Source organism: Alcanivorax sp. HI0007 (assembly GCF_001635525.1).
Taxonomy (GTDB): domain Bacteria; phylum Pseudomonadota; class Gammaproteobacteria; order Pseudomonadales; family Alcanivoracaceae; genus Alcanivorax.
The window spans coordinates 13,120-31,491 of sequence record NZ_LWEJ01000157.1 but is presented as its reverse complement, the minus strand read 5'-3'; the positions used below and the strand labels follow the sequence as shown (position 1 = coordinate 31,491).

At 60.7% G+C, this 18,372-nt stretch carries 11 protein-coding genes; all 11 read left to right on the top strand.

Features of this window, described 5'->3' with window-relative positions; translation table 11 throughout:
• Nucleotides 1-159 precede the first annotated feature (159 nt).
• Complete coding sequence (locus A3714_RS08310; RefSeq protein WP_063509371.1) at nt 160-1,800, top strand: acetolactate synthase large subunit; 1,641 nt, start codon at nt 160-162, stop codon at nt 1,798-1,800.
• A gap of 136 nt (nt 1,801-1,936) precedes the next feature.
• A complete protein-coding gene (locus tag A3714_RS08305; RefSeq protein WP_063509370.1) occupies nt 1,937-3,370 on the top strand; it encodes an aldehyde dehydrogenase family protein in 1,434 nt (477 codons plus the stop codon).
• A 333-nt stretch (nt 3,371-3,703) separates the two neighbouring features.
• Nucleotides 3,704-4,216, top strand: a complete 513-nt coding sequence (locus tag A3714_RS08300) for a spore coat protein U domain-containing protein (protein WP_063509369.1) — start codon at nt 3,704-3,706, stop codon at nt 4,214-4,216.
• A 61-nt stretch (nt 4,217-4,277) separates the two neighbouring features.
• Nucleotides 4,278-6,758, top strand: a complete 2,481-nt coding sequence (locus tag A3714_RS08295) for a fimbria/pilus outer membrane usher protein (protein ID WP_156493849.1) — start codon at nt 4,278-4,280, stop codon at nt 6,756-6,758.
• Nucleotides 6,759-6,773: 15 nt separating this feature from the next.
• Nucleotides 6,774-7,463, top strand: coding sequence for a molecular chaperone (locus A3714_RS08290; RefSeq protein ID WP_063509367.1), 690 nt, complete (start codon nt 6,774-6,776; stop codon nt 7,461-7,463).
• Nucleotides 7,460-8,416, top strand: coding sequence for a spore coat U domain-containing protein (locus A3714_RS08285; RefSeq protein WP_082844754.1), 957 nt, complete (start codon nt 7,460-7,462; stop codon nt 8,414-8,416). Before A3714_RS08290 ends, A3714_RS08285 begins: the two co-directional genes overlap by 4 nt.
• Nucleotides 8,417-8,522: 106 nt before the next feature.
• Complete coding sequence (locus tag A3714_RS08280; protein ID WP_156493848.1) at nt 8,523-10,568, top strand: bifunctional UDP-sugar hydrolase/5'-nucleotidase; 2,046 nt, start codon at nt 8,523-8,525, stop codon at nt 10,566-10,568.
• Nucleotides 10,569-10,693: 125 nt separating this feature from the next.
• Complete coding sequence (locus A3714_RS08275) at nt 10,694-11,485, top strand: endo alpha-1,4 polygalactosaminidase (RefSeq protein WP_063509365.1); 792 nt, start codon at nt 10,694-10,696, stop codon at nt 11,483-11,485.
• A 101-nt stretch (nt 11,486-11,586) separates the two neighbouring features.
• Nucleotides 11,587-13,539 carry a monovalent cation:proton antiporter family protein gene (locus tag A3714_RS08270; RefSeq protein ID WP_063509364.1) on the top strand — a complete coding sequence of 651 codons (1,953 nt, stop codon included), beginning with the start codon at nt 11,587-11,589 and terminating at the stop codon, nt 13,537-13,539.
• A 379-nt stretch (nt 13,540-13,918) separates the two neighbouring features.
• Nucleotides 13,919-15,511 (top strand): AarF/ABC1/UbiB kinase family protein, encoded by a 1,593-nt coding sequence (locus tag A3714_RS08265; RefSeq protein WP_063509363.1) that lies wholly within the window; start codon nt 13,919-13,921, stop codon nt 15,509-15,511.
• 333 nt (nt 15,512-15,844) lie between these two features.
• Nucleotides 15,845-18,361, top strand: a complete 2,517-nt coding sequence (locus A3714_RS08260; RefSeq protein WP_063509362.1) for a membrane dipeptidase — start codon at nt 15,845-15,847, stop codon at nt 18,359-18,361.
• Nucleotides 18,362-18,372: the final 11 nt, after the last annotated feature.

Genomic DNA, 18,372 nt, shown 5'->3' with positions numbered 1-18,372 from the left:
ATGCAGCTGGCGCACTAATTTAAGGCAATTTTCCTGCACCAGCATGAGGAAAATGCGGCACCATCCTTGCATTAACCGCGGTGAATTTTGACAGCCACGCATCGTGGACTCCCGCTGGGAATCGAAATCCATAGCGGGATCAACTGGAGACAACGCACCATGAAAGCATCAGATTTGTTCGTTCGCGCCCTGGAAGCTGAAGGGGTGGAGCATGTCTTCGCCATTCCCGGTGAAGAAAACCTGGACCTGCTGGAGTCCCTGCGCGGCTCGAAAATCAAACTGGTGATCACCCGTCACGAGCAGGCCGCCGGCTTTATGGCCTCCACTTATGGGCGCCTCACCGGCAAGGCCGGTGTCTGTATGTCCACCCTGGGTCCCGGCGCCACCAACTTCGTGACCGCCGCCGCCTACGCCCAGCTGGGCGCCATGCCCATGGTCATGATCACCGGCCAGAAGCCGATCAAGACCAGCAAACAGGGGCAATTCCAGATCATCGATGTGGTCGACATGATGCGCCCGCTCACCAAGTTCACCAAACAGGTAGTCAGCGGCGACAGCATCCCCACCCGCATCCGCGAGGCCTTCCGCCTGGCCCAGGAAGAGCGCCCCGGCGCCACCCACCTGGAGCTGCCGGAAGATATCGCCCGCGAACACTCCACCATGCCGGTCACCGAGCCCAGCGCCACCCGCCGCCCGATCGCCGAAAACAAGGCCATCTGCAAGGCCATCGAAGCGATCCAGGGTGCCCGCAAGCCGCTACTGCTGGCTGGCGCCGGCGCCAACCGCAAGCTGACCAGCAAGATGCTGCGCCAGTTCGTGGAAAAGCTGGGCATTCCAGTAATCACCACCCAGATGGGCAAAGGCGTGGTCGACGAAACCGGCCCGCACTTCCTGGGTAACACAGCCCTGTCCGACGGCGACTTCGTACATCGCGCCATTGACCAGGCCGACCTGATCATCAATGTGGGCCACGACGTGGTGGAAAAACCGCCGTTCTTCATGCGCCCCGGCGGTGCTGAAGTGGTTCACATCAACTTCAACTCTGCCCAGGTGGACCCGGTGTACTTCCCGCAGATTGAAGTGGTGGGCGACATCGCCAACAGCCTGTGGCAGCTCAAGGAACGTCTGGATCCCCAGGAGCACTGGAGCTTCTCCGACTTCCACCGCATCCGCGATGCCCTGCAGAAACACATCCGCGAAGGTATCCAGGACGACAGCTTCCCAATCCGCCCGCAACGACTGGTGGACGAGATCCGCAAAATCATGCCGGAGGATGGCATCCTCACCCTGGATAACGGCATGTACAAGATCTGGTTCGCCCGCAACTATCCGGCCAGCAAACCCAACACCGTACTGCTGGATAACGCCCTGGCCACCATGGGCGCCGGTCTGCCCTCCGGCATGGCCGCCAAGATGGTCTACCCGGACCGCCGCGTGATGGCCATCGTCGGTGACGGCGGCTTCATGATGAACAGCCAGGAACTGGAAACCGCCGTGCGCCTGAAGCTGGATCTGGTGGTACTGATCCTGCGCGATGATGGCTACGGCATGATCAAGTGGAAACAGAACGACATGGATTTCCAGGACTTCGGCCTGGACTTCGGCAACCCGGATTTCGTCGACTATGCCCGCTCCTATGGCGCCTATGGCCATCGTGTGGAATCCACCGCCGGCCTGGCGCCGCTGGTGGAAGAGTGCTACCAGACCGGCGGCGTCCACGTCATCGACTGCCGGGTAAACTACACGGACAACAACCGGATTCTCAATCAGGAAATTCGGGAGTTGAGCAGCAAGTTGTGACCAAAGCCCGGACGATGCGGCCAAACGTCACCGTCCGGGATTTTGATTTAAGCGTGGGATGTCCGACGTCTGACATCCGACGCCAAACAAACAGCACCCAACCTCATGGCCCACTGAAACGCCTTAAGGAACCGACATGCTAAAAGACGCCTACCCCTATTACCTGGCCAACGAAGCGGTCTTCGCCAACCAGGATCTGGATGTCACCGACAAGTACAGCGGTGAGGTAGCCACCCGGGTGGCCATGGCCGATGCGGCCACCATTGATAAAGCCATCGACGCCGCCGACAAGGCCGCCGCCGCCATGGCAAAACTGGCCCCCTACGAGCGCCAGGCGATTCTCTACCACTGCGTGAAACGCTTTGAAGAGCGCTACGACGAACTGGCCCTGGCCCTGTGTATCGAAGCGGGCAAACCGATCAAGGATGCCCGCGGCGAAGTGGGTCGACTGATCGACACCTTCCGGGTAGCCGCCGAAGAAGCCGTGCGCATCGATGGCGAGATGCCCAACCTGGAAATCTCCGCCCGCGCCAAGGGCTACCGGGGCATGGTCAAGCGTGTGCCCATCGGGCCGTGCTCCTTTATTTCCCCATTCAATTTCCCGCTGAACCTGGCCGCTCACAAGGTCGCCCCGGCCATCGCCGCCGGTTGTCCCTTTGTGCTGAAACCGGCCAGCCGCACCCCCATCGGCGCCATCATCATCGGGGAAGTGCTGGCGGAAACCGATCTGCCCAAGGGCGCGTTTTCCATTTTGCCCTGTCATCGCGAAGGCGCCGACCTGTTCACCACCGACGAGCGTTTCAAGCTGCTCAGCTTCACCGGCAGCCCGGACGTGGGCTGGGACCTGAAAGCCCGTGCCGGCAAAAAACCGGTGATCCTGGAACTGGGCGGCAATGCGGCGGTGATCGTGGATGAGGATGCGGACCTGAACGATGCCGTGGAACGTATTGTCTTCGGTGCCTTCTATCAGTCCGGCCAGAGCTGTATCGGCGTCCAGCGCATCCTGATTCACGATGCCATCTACGACGAACTGAAAGCCCGGCTGGTGGAAAAAACCGCCGCCCTGAAAATGGGCGATCCGAAGGACGAAGGCACCTTTATCGGCCCGGTGATCTCCGAAGGCGAAGCCAAACGTCTGGAAAACTGGATCAACGAAGCCGTGGATGCCGGTGCCACCCTGCTGGTGGGCGGCAAGCGCAACGGCGCCATGCTGGAAGCCACCCTGCTGGAGAATGCCCCTCAGGGCACCAACATCGTGGAAGAGGAAGCCTTTGGCCCGGTGGCCGTGGTCAGCCGCTTCAGCGATTTCGACGACGCCCTGAACACCGTCAACGATTCCAAGTTCGGCCTGCAGGCCGGCATCTTCACCCGCGACCTGTACAAGGCCCAGAAAGCCTGGGACGAGCTGGAAGTGGGCGGCGTGGTAATCGGCGACGTGCCCAGCTGGCGGGTGGACAACATGCCCTATGGCGGCGTGAAGGATTCCGGCCTGGGTCGCGAAGGGATCCGTTGGGCCATCAACGACATGACCGAAGAACGGCTGCTGGTGATTCGCACCCCGCAGTCCTGACACTTACCTCCCTGCGGACCAGGGAGCACGGGCCCGTCATCGAGAGGTGGGGGCCCGTTTTTCATTCCCCTATGCCTTCCTGTCAAGGCGCTAGCGGCTGTTGTCATAAGCACAAGCTTGGTAACACAAGCCGGTATTCACAGACCAATCACGCTCTGTTTGGTACCGATCATTAGTCAAAGAATCCCGTTCATCGCCATTTTACTCCATCTTACAGGTTGGTTATTTACTAATCAGCCTCCCCACATCATTGTCTCGATACGCAGAAACTGCGACATGCGTCACAAAATTCATATGCAATAATCCGGTCCCAGACCGGCCAGGAGACTCACGATGAAGAAACTTCTCACTGCTTCTGCCATGACCGCGGCACTATTCGGTGCTCCCCTGGCCAGCCAGGCGGCCACGGAAACTGACACCTTCGATGTCCTGCTCACGCTGCTTGCTTCTTGCACCATTGATCAAGCCACAAATATGGATTTCGGTACCCGGACCGAAGCCGCTGTGAACGCTGGCGGCATCACCTCCACCAGCACCATCAGCGTGACCTGCTCCAACGGCACTGGCTTCGACATCGGCCTGAGCGGCACCAATGGCAGCCGCAACATGACCAGCGCCAACGGTTCATCGGTCGCCTACGAACTCTATCAGCCGGACAACAGTACGGCCTGGGAAAGCGGCGCACCCGCCGTGGAAGTGTCCGATATCGGTGACAGCACCCAGCAGGATTTCACTGTGAACGGCCTGATTCCTGCCCAGACAGCCACCATTGACGCAGCCGACAACATTGACGGCGATACCGGTGTCGATCTGAGTGACACCGTGACCGTGACCGTCACATTCTGATCCGCATAACCACTATTTACCGCCCCCGCTGTGGGGCGGACAGGATCGGGGATGCATTTGCGTGAAGCCATCATCCGCGTCAATACGCCGCCTGCCAGACACTCGGGAGCCCTGTGCCCGTGCCAGTCTGCTGGCGGTGTTTTTGTGTTACGCCGGATCGGTCCAGGGCCAGGAACCCCAGCTCGCTGACGCCGGGGAGGCACCGCAAAACCGGGTATCCTTGAACCAGAGTCTGTCGCAATCAGACATTGCTCGCCTTCGCGCCCAGGCCAGCGGCAAAAGCAACGCCGCCTACATTGCCTACCCGCAACTGATCCTCAACGGTTCCGCCACCCCGCACATGCTGCCCACCCAGGTGTATGGCCAGGAGCTGGCGGTGGAGACCCGGGAACTGGAAAAAATCGGTGTTCAGTTCCCGACCCCGCCCCAGGCCCAATGGCAAACCCTCAACGAACTGGGTATCGCGGGCCGTTATGACAATAACGCCCAACAGATCAATCTGGTGGTGCCGGCGCAATGGCTGCCCCAACAATCTCTGACCGCAGGCACATTCCAGAACAACACCCCGGTGCAACGTGGCCAGGGCGCCTTGCTGAACTACGATGCCTTCAGTACCTGGCAGGACGATGGCGAGAAAACCACCTCGGCAAGCCATGAAGCGCGCCTGTTTGGTGACTGGGGCGCCCTGAGTAGTAGCGGTGTAGTACGCTGGAATGATGCGGACCCGGATACTTCCGGGGACTATGTGCGCCTGGACAGTTTCTGGCGCTATACCAACCCGGACCGGATGCGCACCTATGTGGTCGGCGACACCCTCAGTGGTGCCCTCAGCTGGACCCCCACCGTACGACTCGGCGGGGTTCAGATCTCGCGGAATTTTGCATCACGGCCGGACCTGATCACCTTCCCGCTGCCGCAAATCAGCGGTTCTGCCACACTGCCCTCCGCCCTGGAAGTCTTCGTCAACGACTTGCGCCTGACCGAACAGGATGTTCAGCCGGGCCCGTTTCTGCTGGAAACCTCCCCTCGGCTCACCGGCCTGGGGGAAGTACAGGTGGTGACCACCGACACGCTGGGCCGGCAAGTCAGCCAGACCGTTCCCTTCTACGTGAGCCCGCAACTGTTGCGTGAGGGATATTGGGACTATTCCGCCACGGTCGGCGCCCCCCGACGTTTCTACAGCGCCCGCTCCAACGATTACGATGACGACCCGGTGGCTACCGGGGTGGCACGTTACGGTTTCAATGACCGGCTTACCCTGGAGGCCACCGCCAGCGCCAGCGAATCACTGACCAATGCCGGTGCCGGGGTCGTCTTTCGACCCTGGCTATTGGGCGTCAGCAACCTGGCCCTGGCCCATGGCGAGGACGATCTCAGCCAAGGCACCCAGTGGGTGGCCGGCCATGAATTCCGCACCCGCCGCTTTGGGGTCAGCGCCCAGTATACCCGTCGCACCGAGGGGTACCGGGACCTGAGCAACAGCCTGGATGTGCGCCCGGCCATCGAGAGCAGCCTGCAGGTCAACGGCAGCCTGAACCTGGAACAGCATGGCAGTCTCAATGCCAGTTATCTGGACACCCGGCAATTCAATGACGATGAAAACCGCTTCCTGGTGATCGGCTATAACCGCACGCTGTGGCGTCGGCTGTCTCTTACCCTGAGCGTGAACCAGAACCTGGAGGACAGTGAAGACCGGACCTGGCTGGCGTCCTTCAACTACTACCTTGACCGCGGCCGGGATCGCTCCGTCCAGGCGGGTGCCCGCTTCAGTCATGATGAAAGGGACGACAGCACCAGCACCCTGCTGACCCTGCAGCGGCCGGTGGAACAATTCTGGGACCTGGGCTGGGATCTGGCCTACAGCCCTGACTCGGACGGCATTCGCCGGGCCAGCGGCCGCTGGTGGACGCCGTATCTGGATGTCCAGGCCGGCGTGTTCCGTCAGGAGGACACGACCAGCACCTTTGCCAATCTCAGCGGCTCCCTGGTGACCAACTACGAGGATGTGTTTGCCGCCAACACCATGAACAACAGCTTTGCCATCGTGGATGCCGGCGGTTTCGCCGATGTGCCCGTGCGCCGGGCCAACCGGGTGATCGGCCATACCAATCGCAACGGCAAATTGTTGTTACCGGACATGGTTCCGTTCACGGAAAACAAGCTGAACATCGACATCAACGATCTGCCGGTGGATGCCCGGATCGGAGACACGGAGTTACTGGTCAAACCCGCCGACCTTACCGGCATCACTGCCCGCTTCTCGGTGGAGCAACGACATAGTGCCGTTCTGGTCATCCACACCGGCAGCGACGAACCCGTTCCCGCCGGCAGCCGGGTGCTGTTCAGTGACGCCGACGCCACCGTTGTAGGTTACGATGGGGAGGTCTTCATTCAGGGTTTGCAAGCGGGAAGTAATGAACTGGGAATCCTTAACGATGGCAGCCTGTGTACCGTGCGCTTCGATTTCACACCCGCGCCGGGAACCTTGCCACGTCTGGGTCCCTTTACTTGCAGACCGACATCGGACACCCGTGATCCATAAGGGATGATGTGCATCATGATGAAACGCTTTTCGATCTTTCTGGTTTTCCTGCTGTCAGCCCTGGCGGGGCCATTAACAGCCGGGCAGCTTACCGTGGCGCCCATTCGCCTGCATATGGGCCCTACACAGCCCAATGCCACCTTCACACTCACCAACGGTTCCAATGAGGATGGCTTCTATCAATTACAGCTGTTTGCCTGGGAACAGGAAAAGGGGGAGACGGTACTCAAACAGCAACACGACCTGATCATCACTCCCCCGGTCACCATGATTCCCGGCAACAGTGATCAGGTGGTGCGAGTGGTCCGTCAGCGCCCGACGGTGTCCGACAAGGAAAAAAGTTACCGCCTGATAATCAGTGAGGTACCGGATACCGAATCGGAACGTGGCGCTCAACTGAAAGTCCTGCTCAGGCTTTCCGTGCCGGTTTTTGTCGGAGACAAAAACCAGACCCATGCCCTGACAGTAACGCGGCAACAGAATCGCTTTGTCATTCATAACAAGGGCAATGGCCACGCCCGCCTTGTGAATGCCTATTGGCTGGATGACAAACAACAACCCCGCCTGATCCGCAAGGGGTTGGCCGGTTATGTGCTTCCCGATAGCGATTTAGGGTTTGATTACGACCCCCGGGATGGCCAGCCGACAGCGATCAGCGTCACCGCCAACGGCAAGAAACTGACCTTGCCCGTTGAGGAGGAATGATGAAAACGGGAAACCTGTTACTGGCTGGCATCGCACTCTGTTTCGCAGCACCCGCATGGAGTGCGGTGAATTGCAGTTTACAGGGCAGCCCCACCCTGGACTTTGGAAACGTGGACCCCTTTACCGGCGGCAATGTGACGACACAGGTGACCGTGAACTGGTCGTGTACCCGCGCTCTGTTTGATTCCAATCAGAACACCATGTGCGTTCATGTGGGCAACGACAACAGCGGCGGCATGCTACCCCGCCGGCTGTTTGCCAATAGCAACCAGCCCCCATCGATCCCTTTCAATGTCTATACAACCGCAGCCAGGGTCGAAGTGGTCGGGCAACCGGGGGGCGCCACCAACGTGGGCATCCCGGTCAATGTGAACATGCCATTTTTTACTTTCAGTGACAGTGGAACCGTCACCCTGTATGGCCTGCTCCCCGGTCCACTACCAGGAACAACCCGGGCTGAATTCCATCAGGCGCTGATGACCGGCTCCCAGGTACGGGTCCGTACCGGCGGCTTTAACCAGAGCTGCAGCGCCAACGCCGGCAACGTTACCAGCAACTATACCCTCACCGCCCAGGTCAATATCCCCGACCAATGCCAGGTGTCCGCCACCAATCTGGATTTCGGCACCCGCAATACCCCCCTCACCCAGGCTGACAGCACCTCCACAGTGACCGTTCGCTGCACCAACACCACGGATTTCGAGGTGGGCCTCAACGGCGGCCTCACCGGTAGCCGCCAAATGAGCAATGGCACGGATCAGGTTGCCTATGAGCTTTATCAGAATAGCGGTCGCACAGTGGTATGGGGAAACCTGCCAGGAGCCCGACGGACAGGCATCGGACAAGGCACCGGCTCGGCGCAGAACCTGACTGTTTTCGGGCGTGTCTTTGCCGACCCCAACGCTGAAGCTGGCAGCTATTCCGACACTGTCACCGTGGAAGTCACCTTTTAACGCTGAGTAACTGTCATCATCAAACCGTTGCCCAACCGTCATGGCGTGGTCATCGCCCACTGTTTTTCTGGGGGCTGTTTCTATTTCAGCTACCGGGATCACGACCATGACCATGCCGACATTTACCCGCTGGGCGCTGACTGCCACCGCCGCCGCCCTGCTGGCCGCCTGTGGCGGCGACAGCGACAACAATAATGACAACAACGGCGGCGAGACGCCGGCACCCTATACCCTGCAACTGCTGCACTTTGCCGACATGGATGGCGCCACCGGTGCTTTGCAGAACGTGGAGTCTTTCTCTGCCGTGCTCGACAAACTGCGCAGCGATTACCCGGACAATACCCTGGTACTGAGTTCCGGCGACAACTTCATCCCCGGCCCGCGCTATTTTGCCGCCGCTGACGACACCCTGGCGGCGGTGCCCGGCATCGCCGTGGCAGGCAATGGCCGCGCGGATATCGCTCTGGTCAATGCGCTGGGCGTACAGGCCAGCGTGGTGGGCAACCACGACCTGGATGGGGGCACCGAAGAATTCGCCAGCATCATCGGCATGGAAGGCAACTACCCCGGCACCGACTTTCCTTACCTGAGCGCCAATCTGGATTTCACCACCGATGGATTCCTGAGCGGTCTTGTTCAGCAGGACGGCCAGCCCCTGGACAGCCTGCCCAATGGTGCACTGGCCGGCTTCGGCACCCTGGAAGTGAATGGTGAGATGATCGGTATCGTCGGCGCTTCCACCCCGTCATTGGGCAATATCACCAGCACCGGCGACATCACCATCAAACCGGCCACTGGCGGGAATAGCGCCCTGGCCGCCGAGATTCAACCAGCGGTGGATGAGCTGCAAGACGCAGGTATCGACAAGATCATCCTGCTCGCGCACATGCAGACCCTCAGCATAGAAAAGGAGCTGGCCACCCTGCTGGACGGCGTGGATATTATCGTCGCCGGCGGCTCCAACACCTTACTGGCCGACGACAACGACCGTCTGCGCGAGGGCGACAACGCTCAGGATACCTATCCGCTGATGTTCAGCTCCGCCAGCAACGAGCCGGTGCTGGTGGTCAACACCGATGGCGACTACAAGTATCTGGGCCGGCTGGTAGTGGCATTTGACGAGAATGGTGTGTTGCTCACCGACCGCCTGGACGACACCATCAACGGCGCCTACGTAGCGGATGCCACCATGGCTGAAGGAGGCACCGTTAACGGGGACATCACCACCATCGTCGATACCCTGAATCAGGTACTGGCAGAACGGGATGGCAACATCCTCGGCCATACCAGTGTCTTTCTGGATGGTCGCCGTAGCCAGGTGCGCACCCAGGAAACCAACCTGGGCAACCTGACCGCAGATGCCAACCTGTGGATCGCCCGTCAGTACGACCCTGCCGTACAGGTGTCCATCAAGAACGGCGGCGGCATCCGTGACGACATCGGCTACTTCGCCTTTCCCCCTGGCTCCACCTCCGCCGACGAACTGGAATTCTTTCCGCCCGCCGCCAACGACAGTGCTGGCAAAGCCAGTGGTGATATTTCCCAGTTTGATCTGGAGGGTTCACTGCGCTTCAACAACACCCTGACAGTAGGCGACGTCACTGCCGCAGAGCTCCATGCGCTGCTCGAACACGCGGTGGCCAAAGTAGAAAATGTCGCCGGGCAGTTCCCGCAAGTCGCTGGCTTGCGCTTCAGTTTTGACCCGGCACAACCGGCACGACTCAGTGCACTGAACGGCGACGACGAAGACCGGGCAGGCCAGCGAGTCCGCAGCCTGGCAGTACTGGATGTGGATGGCGCCGTGGCCGACACCGTGGTGCAGAACGGCAGCCTGGTGGGCGATGCCAACCGCACCTTCCGTCTGGTGACCCTGGGCTTCCTGGCCACCGAAGGCGGCAGTGGCCTGGGCGGTGATGGTTACCCGTTCGATTTCCCGCTGGAAAACCGGCTGGATCTGGAAGAGGAAACCGTACCCGCAGAAGGCAGCAATGCTGCCACCTTTGCCGACCCCGGCAGCGAACAGGACGCCCTGGCAGAATACCTGCTGGCCAACTTCGACGCCGGAACCCCGTTCGACCAGATGGAAACCGATACCGACCAGGATGAACGCATCCAGAACCTGGGTGCCCGCGACGATACCGTGCTCCCCTGAAGTACGATCCAGCAACCGAAAGCCGGGCCCCAGGCCCGGCTTTTTCTTACAAAGAAACGCCATAACGCAACATTCGCCAATCCGGAAAACCGTTAGCATCTGGGCAAATCATTCCGGTAACCGCTATGGACCTTTCCCTGAGTCTGCTATCCGCCCTGCTGCTGCCGTTACCCACCGATGGCGGGAATCTGGCGGCCGAGCGTTATCAGCCCCCTGTGGACGTGCAGTGGCATATCCAGTTACAGGGTGAGGTCAACATCGGTTATGACGTGGATCTCTATGTGGTGGACCTTTTCGATATCGAAGAGAGTGTCATTGATGACCTGCAAGCCGCAGGCAAAAAGGTGATCTGCTATTTTTCCGCGGGCACCTACGAAAACTGGCGCCCGGACCGCTACCGTTTTCTGCCCACGGACAAGGGCCGGCGCCTGGGTAACTGGCCGGGGGAACGCTGGCTGGATATCCGCTCCCTCAATGTGCGCAAGCGCATGGCAGACCGGATTGAACTGGCGGCAGAGAAAGGCTGCGACGGGGTGGACCCGGACAATGTGGATGGCTATACCAATCAAACCGGCTTTCCGCTCAACAGCCGACAACAGCTTTCCTATAACCGCTTCCTGTTCCGTACTGCCCATAAATATGGCATGGCTGTTTCCCTGAAAAACGACCTGCAACAGGTCAACGAGCTGGTGGACTATGCGGACTTCGCTGTGAATGAGTCCTGCCATGAATGGCGCGAATGCCATCTGCTGCAACCCTTTATTGATGCCGGCAAACCGGTGCTGCACATCGACTACCGGTTCAGTCAGGATGCGACAGGCCGTGGATACCACTGCGAGCACATGAATGCACTGGGTTTCCAGTCCCTGACCCTTCCCCTGGCGTTGGACGACAGCTACCGATTCAGCTGCTTCTGAAGCCTTTCCGGCTTCCCTTGATGTCTATCAAGATCCGGCTCTGACCCGCCAGGATCCTGCTGCTACACTGGTAGCCTGGACATTGGGGAATCCATTTTTTTATGCACGACGCTCTGACACTGATTGTGGCCCTGCTCGGTACTGCGGTTGCCGCCGTGGTGCTGTTTCGTCGACTGGGGATGCCCCCCATTCTCGCCTATCTGCTCTGTGGCCTGGCCGCCGGCCCGTTCGGGTTTGGCTGGGTCAATAATACCGACGGCATTCAGCATCTGGCCGAATTCGGCATCGTGTTCTTGCTGTTTACCCTGGGCCTGGAATTTTCCATACCCCGGCTGATGACCCTGCGCCGGATTGTGTTTGGTGCCGGTCCGCTGCAGGTGCTGCTCACCGGTCTTGCCGTCTTTGCCATCATGCAGCTGCTGGGTTTCTCCTACACCCTGTCGCTGATTACGGCCTGCGCCCTGTCGCTCTCCTCCACTGCCATTGTTATCCGCGATCTGATTTCCCGGGGCTCGGTCAATACCGGCTACGGCCGAACCTCCACCGGCATTTTGCTGTTCCAGGATCTGGCCGCGGTGATCATGCTGGTGATGCTGCCGATCCTGACCCAGGAAAATGCTGGCCCGGTATGGTCCCTGGCATCTCTGACACTGGCCAAGTCCCTGCTACTGTTTGCCGGTATCTATGTGATCGGCCGCTGGGTGCTGCCGCGCATGCTGGAAGAAACCGGTCGGGCCCGCTCTGATGAAGTCTTCGTCATGACCGCCCTGCTGCTGGCATTGCTGGCCGCGTGGGTGACTCACTGGCTGGGGCTGTCCATGGCTCTGGGGGCGTTTCTGGCCGGCATGATGCTGGGCGAGAGCCACTTCCGTCATCAGATCGAAGCCGATCTTCGCCCTTTCCGGGATCTGCTGCTGGGGCTGTTCTTTATCAGTGTCGGCATGCTGGTGGACCCGAACCTGTTTGCCGATCAGTGGCACTGGATCATTATTGCCGCCGCCGCCTTGATGCTGTTCAAGGGTCTGTTGATATTCGCACTGCTGCGCCTGCTGAAAGAACGCAGCGATACCGCAATGCGAAGCGGCCTGATTCTCTCCCAGGCAGGGGAGTTCGGTTTTGTGCTGGTTGCATTGGGGGTCTCCCATCAGCTCCTTACCCCGGACAAGGCGGGGTTGCTGGTCTCCATCGTGGTCCTGACCATGGTGTGCACGCCTGCCTTGCTGAATAACAGTGGTCGCCTGACCCGCCGTCTGCTGCAACGCTGGCAAAAAATCCCGGAGGACATCCCGATCTCCGATGAGACCCGGAACCATGTCATCCTCTGCGGCTATGGCCGGGTGGGCCAGAACCTGATGCGCTACCTGAACCGCTTCCACATGAAGGCCGTGGCAGTGGACCGGGATCTGGTACGACTACAGGAAGCCAGTGCCGCCGGCGAACACATCCTGTTTGGTGATTCCAGCCGCAAGGAAATCCTGGTGAATGCGGGCATTCAGCACGCGCGTCTTCTGGTGGTCACCTTTGACGATCCGCGGCTGGCAGAGCGTATCCTGCACACCGCACGAGAGCTCAACCCCAATATCCGCGTGCTGGTGCGCACCCGGGACGACACCCATCTGGATGCCCTGATCAGCGCCGGCGCGGAGGAAGTGGTACCGGAAGTGCTGGAAGCCTCCCTGATGCTGGTGGCCCACGCACTGATGATGCTGGATGTGCCCTTCGACCGTGTCATTGCCACCCTGCGCAAAACTCGGCGGGAGCGCTATCGTATGCTGCAGGGCTACTACCATGGTGACACCCTGCCCACCACCGACAGCGCCGGTAACCCCTACCGTCTGCTGCATGCTGTCACGCTGTCGGACAAGGCCCGCGGTATCGGCCGGAGCATCGCCGATTGCGCGCTGCGGGACGTGGAAATTCGGGCGGTAAAGCGCCATGACAAGACGCTGGAACGCCCTGATGAGGAACTGGTTCTGGAACCGGGAGATACGGTTATTCTCTACGGGCCCCTGGAGGCAGTGGAAGCGGCGGAAAACCGGCTTCTGGGCGGGTAACCGCCCCGGACCTTTGTCACGCCGATAAGGGCCTGAGCACTCGCCCCGATCCCGGGCAGGGACGCTCATGCCAATCCCTGAAATCCCCCTCGTACTTAACGCCTTGATTCAATCAACCCATAGCAATATCGGTTATTCCTAGCAGTCCTCAGCCGTGCCCGGCAAGAGAACCCGCAGATAGCATCCCCCCGGCTTGCCCTGTTTCCCCTCAGCGTGCAAAAACCTTAATATGTGGACATGCGAGCCAATAAAAGCTGCCTGCAGCCCTCTAACAACAACACTCTCGGAACAATTGTGAACACTTGTTTATTTTCTCTTGAAGATTCGCCCCGGGACCGGTATTTTGTGAACACTCATTCACAAAGCGGAGGCGTGCGTCATGAAAAACACGTCATTAACACAACGTCCGACCACACCGACAGAACCCAACTGGCAGCCGCTCAATGATTTTGCCGAACAGAAGCAAAATGACAGCGGCCTCAAGGCCTGGTTGGCGGTGGTGGAAGGCTGCATCCGGGCCATTGAGAAAACCGCCTGGCAGGGCCGGGAAATCGCCGATCAGACCGTCAAAACCTGGAAGGCGATGGGCCGGGGCGCCAACGCTGTGAACGAGGAAATGCAGATTCTTGCCGACGAGATGCGACGCTGGCCCGCCCGCCTCAAGCGCCTCAGCAAAACCGGCTGGATGCTCACCAAGGTCGTTGCCAGCTACCGCCTGTGGGGTACCCGTTCCGCCTTTTTGCCGAGCAACATGCGCGAGAGCGCACTGGAGAGCCTGCATCAGCGAAATGCCCGTCGTTTCCGTGACACCTCTCTGGAACAGGGCGGCGCTTTCCTGAAGATCGGTCAACTGCTCTCCAGCCGCCCGGACCTGTTGCCCCAGGCCTGGGTGGATGAGCTCGCCATCCTGCAGGATCAGGCCAACCCGGTGCCCTTTGAGGGCATCGCCAGGGTGCTGGAACAGGAATTCGGCCAGCCACTGGACACGCTCTTTGCCCATTTCGACCCGGAGCCCCTGGCCGCTGCCAGTATCGGCCAGGTACACCGGGCACGCCTGCATGACGGTCGCGACGTGGCGGTCAAAGTACAGCGTCCGGGTCTGGAAGAAGTCGTGGAACTGGACATGACCCTGCTCAAGATTTTCATGGGCGCGGTGAAGTCTGCCCTGCCCCCCATGGACATCGACACCATCGTCAGTGAAATCCAGCGCACTGTCCGCGAAGAACTGGACTATGAGCGCGAAGCCCGGGTGATGACACAGATCGGTGAGCAACTGGCCGGCATCCCCGGCATCACCACCCCGGCCCTGGTGGCGGAACACAGCAGCCGGCATGTGCTGACCACCGAATTCGTCCGCGGTCGCAAACTCACCACCGTGCTGGATGAACTGCACCACACCGACCCGGAACGCCTGGGTGGGGTGCTGCACCGGCTGCTGGACGCCTGGTTTTCCCAGGTACTGCATGGCGGCCTTTTCCACGCCGACCCGCACCCGGGTAACATCATGCTCACCGACGACGATACCCTGGTGCTGCTGGATTTCGGCTGTGCCCAGCGCCTCAGCGACACCGCCCGGCGTGGATACTTCCGTGTTCTGCAGGCCTGCGTGGTGGACGACAAACAAGTGATTGCCGACACCCTGGTCACCATGGGCTTTACCACCCGCAGCGGCAACCCGGATACCCTGCTGGCATTCGTGTCCGCCGTTCTGGACCAGGTGCGCAACGCCATCATCTACCCGGACCCGGACAAGGGCTGGCCCAGCCCTGAGGAAATGATGCAGCAGGTAAGCCATTTGCTGGGCCGACTGCAACAGGACCCGGTGGACACCCTCCCCGGCGACTTCATCATGCTGGCACGGGTGTTCGGCACCCTGGGCGGCTTCTTCCTGCACTATCAGCCCAAGGTGGACATCGCGGCTCTGGTGCTGGGCTACCTGACCCGCCCGCTGGATAATCAACAGGCGGCGTAAGCGGCCTTTTCCGTGTTCAGTTGAGCGGTCGTTTGCCATGCCCGGTTGGCTCGACCGCTCTCCCAACTCCCCCCACTTCGTGGGGTGCACTGAGCCTGAGGCGAACTGCACCGGTCAGCCGCCGGGGTGGTGCAGTTCGTCTCAGGCTCAGTGCACCCTACACCGCCATCTCTCGGCCTCCACGACGCCCCTGTAACAAACCCCTCCCCCTTTTTGACAATAACGCTACAGCCTCCCTCAACCCTTTAGTTGTACAAACGTACCAATAAGAACGAACGTACTATAACAACAACGGGCGTCCCAACATGCGAGGACCGCCATAAGGGGTTAGCCATGCTACAACTGACCCGGGCTCCGGCCCTGACCAATTCTGTGTTGCCGTGCTCACTGCTGCTGGCCGCCAGCCTTCTGGCCGGCTGTGGCGGCGGGAGCTCCTCCTCCAGCACTGCCGCCGAGCAACCACGCCAACCCGGCACCGACAATCCGACCCCCACACCGGAACCCGGCCCGGACCCGGACCCGGACCCGGTGCCTGCGCCTGAGCCGGAACCCCTCAATCGCTACCAATTTGCCAATGGCTGCTACACCCTGAACAGCGATGGCCGTTTCCTGCAGGCCAACACCGCCAACAGCGATTACGGCCTGACAACCGACCCCGCCCAGGCCACCGCCTTTACCCTCAAACCCACCGATCTGGGCCGCTATCTGCTGGTGTCGGATTACCAGCGCACCACTGGCAGCGCCGGGCAGAAACAGCTGCTCGGTATCAGCGACCCGGCCGGCGAGTTGCTGGATCAGGGCGGCAACTTTATTGGTGAACTGAGCTATCTGGTAGCCGGCCTGGGCGACACCCTCAATCTGGTACTGGACCCGGTGGCCCCCCTGGGGGGCCTGCTGCGGGAATTGGGGGAAAGCCTGGAAGGCATCGGCAACAATCTGGGCGACACCACCCTGCGTCCATCTCTGGCCATGGTCTCCGATGCCAATGATCTGGCGGTATGGAATCTCTCTCCCAGTGAGGGCGACAGTTTCTCGCTGGCCTCCCAGGTCACCGGTCTGCTGCTGACCGCCGGCGATAATGGGTTGACCCTGACCTCCCCCAGCCTGGAAAACGCCGACACCCGTTTCGTGCTCAACGATGCCGAGGGTTGCAGCGGCTACCCGGAAGCCGAGCTGGGCGCCATCGTGGCCGACAGCGGACCGGCCATTTATCTGAAAGAGGTGGAGCGCTTCCGCGACACTCCCGGCATCGATAACGACGACGTGTTCGGCTACGTGGATGCCCACAGCCATATTTCCGCCTACGAATTCATCGGCGGCCGGGTCAACTACGGCGACCCCTTCCACAAATTCGGTGTCGATCACGCCCTCCACGACTGCCAGGAAAACCATGGGCCCCAGGGTCTCACTGGCCTGGTGGAACAGGTCACCAGCAGCCCGGGCCCCCACGAGACCCGCGGCTGGCCGGATTTTCCCTTCTGGCCCCGCAACGACTCTCTGCAACACCACCAGAGTTACTACAAGTGGATCGAGCGGGCCCACCTGTCCGGCCTGAAAATTCTGGTCAACCACCTGGTGCATAACGAAATCCTCTGCCAGATCAATCCGCAGAAGCAGAACGATTGCGACACCGTGGCCGCCATCGAGCAGCAGGCGGAACTGATGCATCGCATGGAGGACTACATCGACGCCCAGCAGGGCGGCCCCGGCGAGGGCTGGTTCCGCATCGTGACCAGCGCCAGCGAAGCTCGCCAGGTGATCGGCGACGGCAAGATGGCCGTGATCCTCGGCGTGGAAGCGTCCAAGGCCCTCAACTGCGGGGAGTTCCTGGGCGTGGCCGAATGCAGCCGCGAGGAAATTGTGGAGCGGCTGGACCGCCTCTATGCCATGGATGTGCGCAGCCTGTTCCCGGTACACAAATTCGATAACGCCTTCGGCGGCCACCTGCCGGATCTGTCCGATGGCATCGGCATTGGTGCTGTCCTGTACGGCGGCAACCTGCTGGAAACCGGCCACCTGGTGGAATTCGAAGAATGTCCGGATCACAACCATGATCATGACCACGCAGTGAACGACAGCCCCCTCGCCGACCCGCTACAACCCTACGGCATCTTTGAGCAATTGCTGTTCCAGCTGGATTACCTGGGTGAACGCTTTCCGGCCAGCCCGGAAGAGGTGGCAGAGCTGGACCCACGTCGTGGCACCGACCATCTGTGTAATACCCGCGGCCTTACCGACCTGGGTTTCTTCCTGATCGAAGAACTGGCCAAGCGCGGCATGATGATCGAAACCGACCATATCAGCCGCAAGGCCGCCACCCAGATTCTCGACCTGACCGCGCCGCGCGGCTACCCGGTAATCAACAGCCATGGCAGCTGGGGCGGCACCGAAACCCTGCGTGACCGGGTCGCTGCCCAGGGGGGCATCAGCGCCTCCTTCGGCAGTGTTCGCGACGACTGGGTGGACCAGCTAACCCGCGACGGGAATCGCCCGCGCCCCGACAGCTACAAGGTAGGCCCCTTCGGCGGCGCCCCCTTTGCTTCTGACGTGAACGGTATCGCCGCCCTGGCCGGCAACCCGGGTACCCCGGATCAGGAAGACAGCCTGTACCCGTTCACCTCTGTGGATGGTCGCGTGGTATTCGACAAGCAAGTCACCGGCGACCACGCCTTCAGCCTCTATGAGGGGCGCGGCGTCGCACACTACGGCCTCTACCCGGACCAGATCGCCGACATGGTCGCTCATAGCGACCGGCCGCCGGAACAGATCGACGATGCCATCAACCAGTTATTTACCTCGGCGGAAGCCTACCTGCGCATGTGGGAACGGCTTGAACAGGCGGCGCGGTAACGCCGCCACAT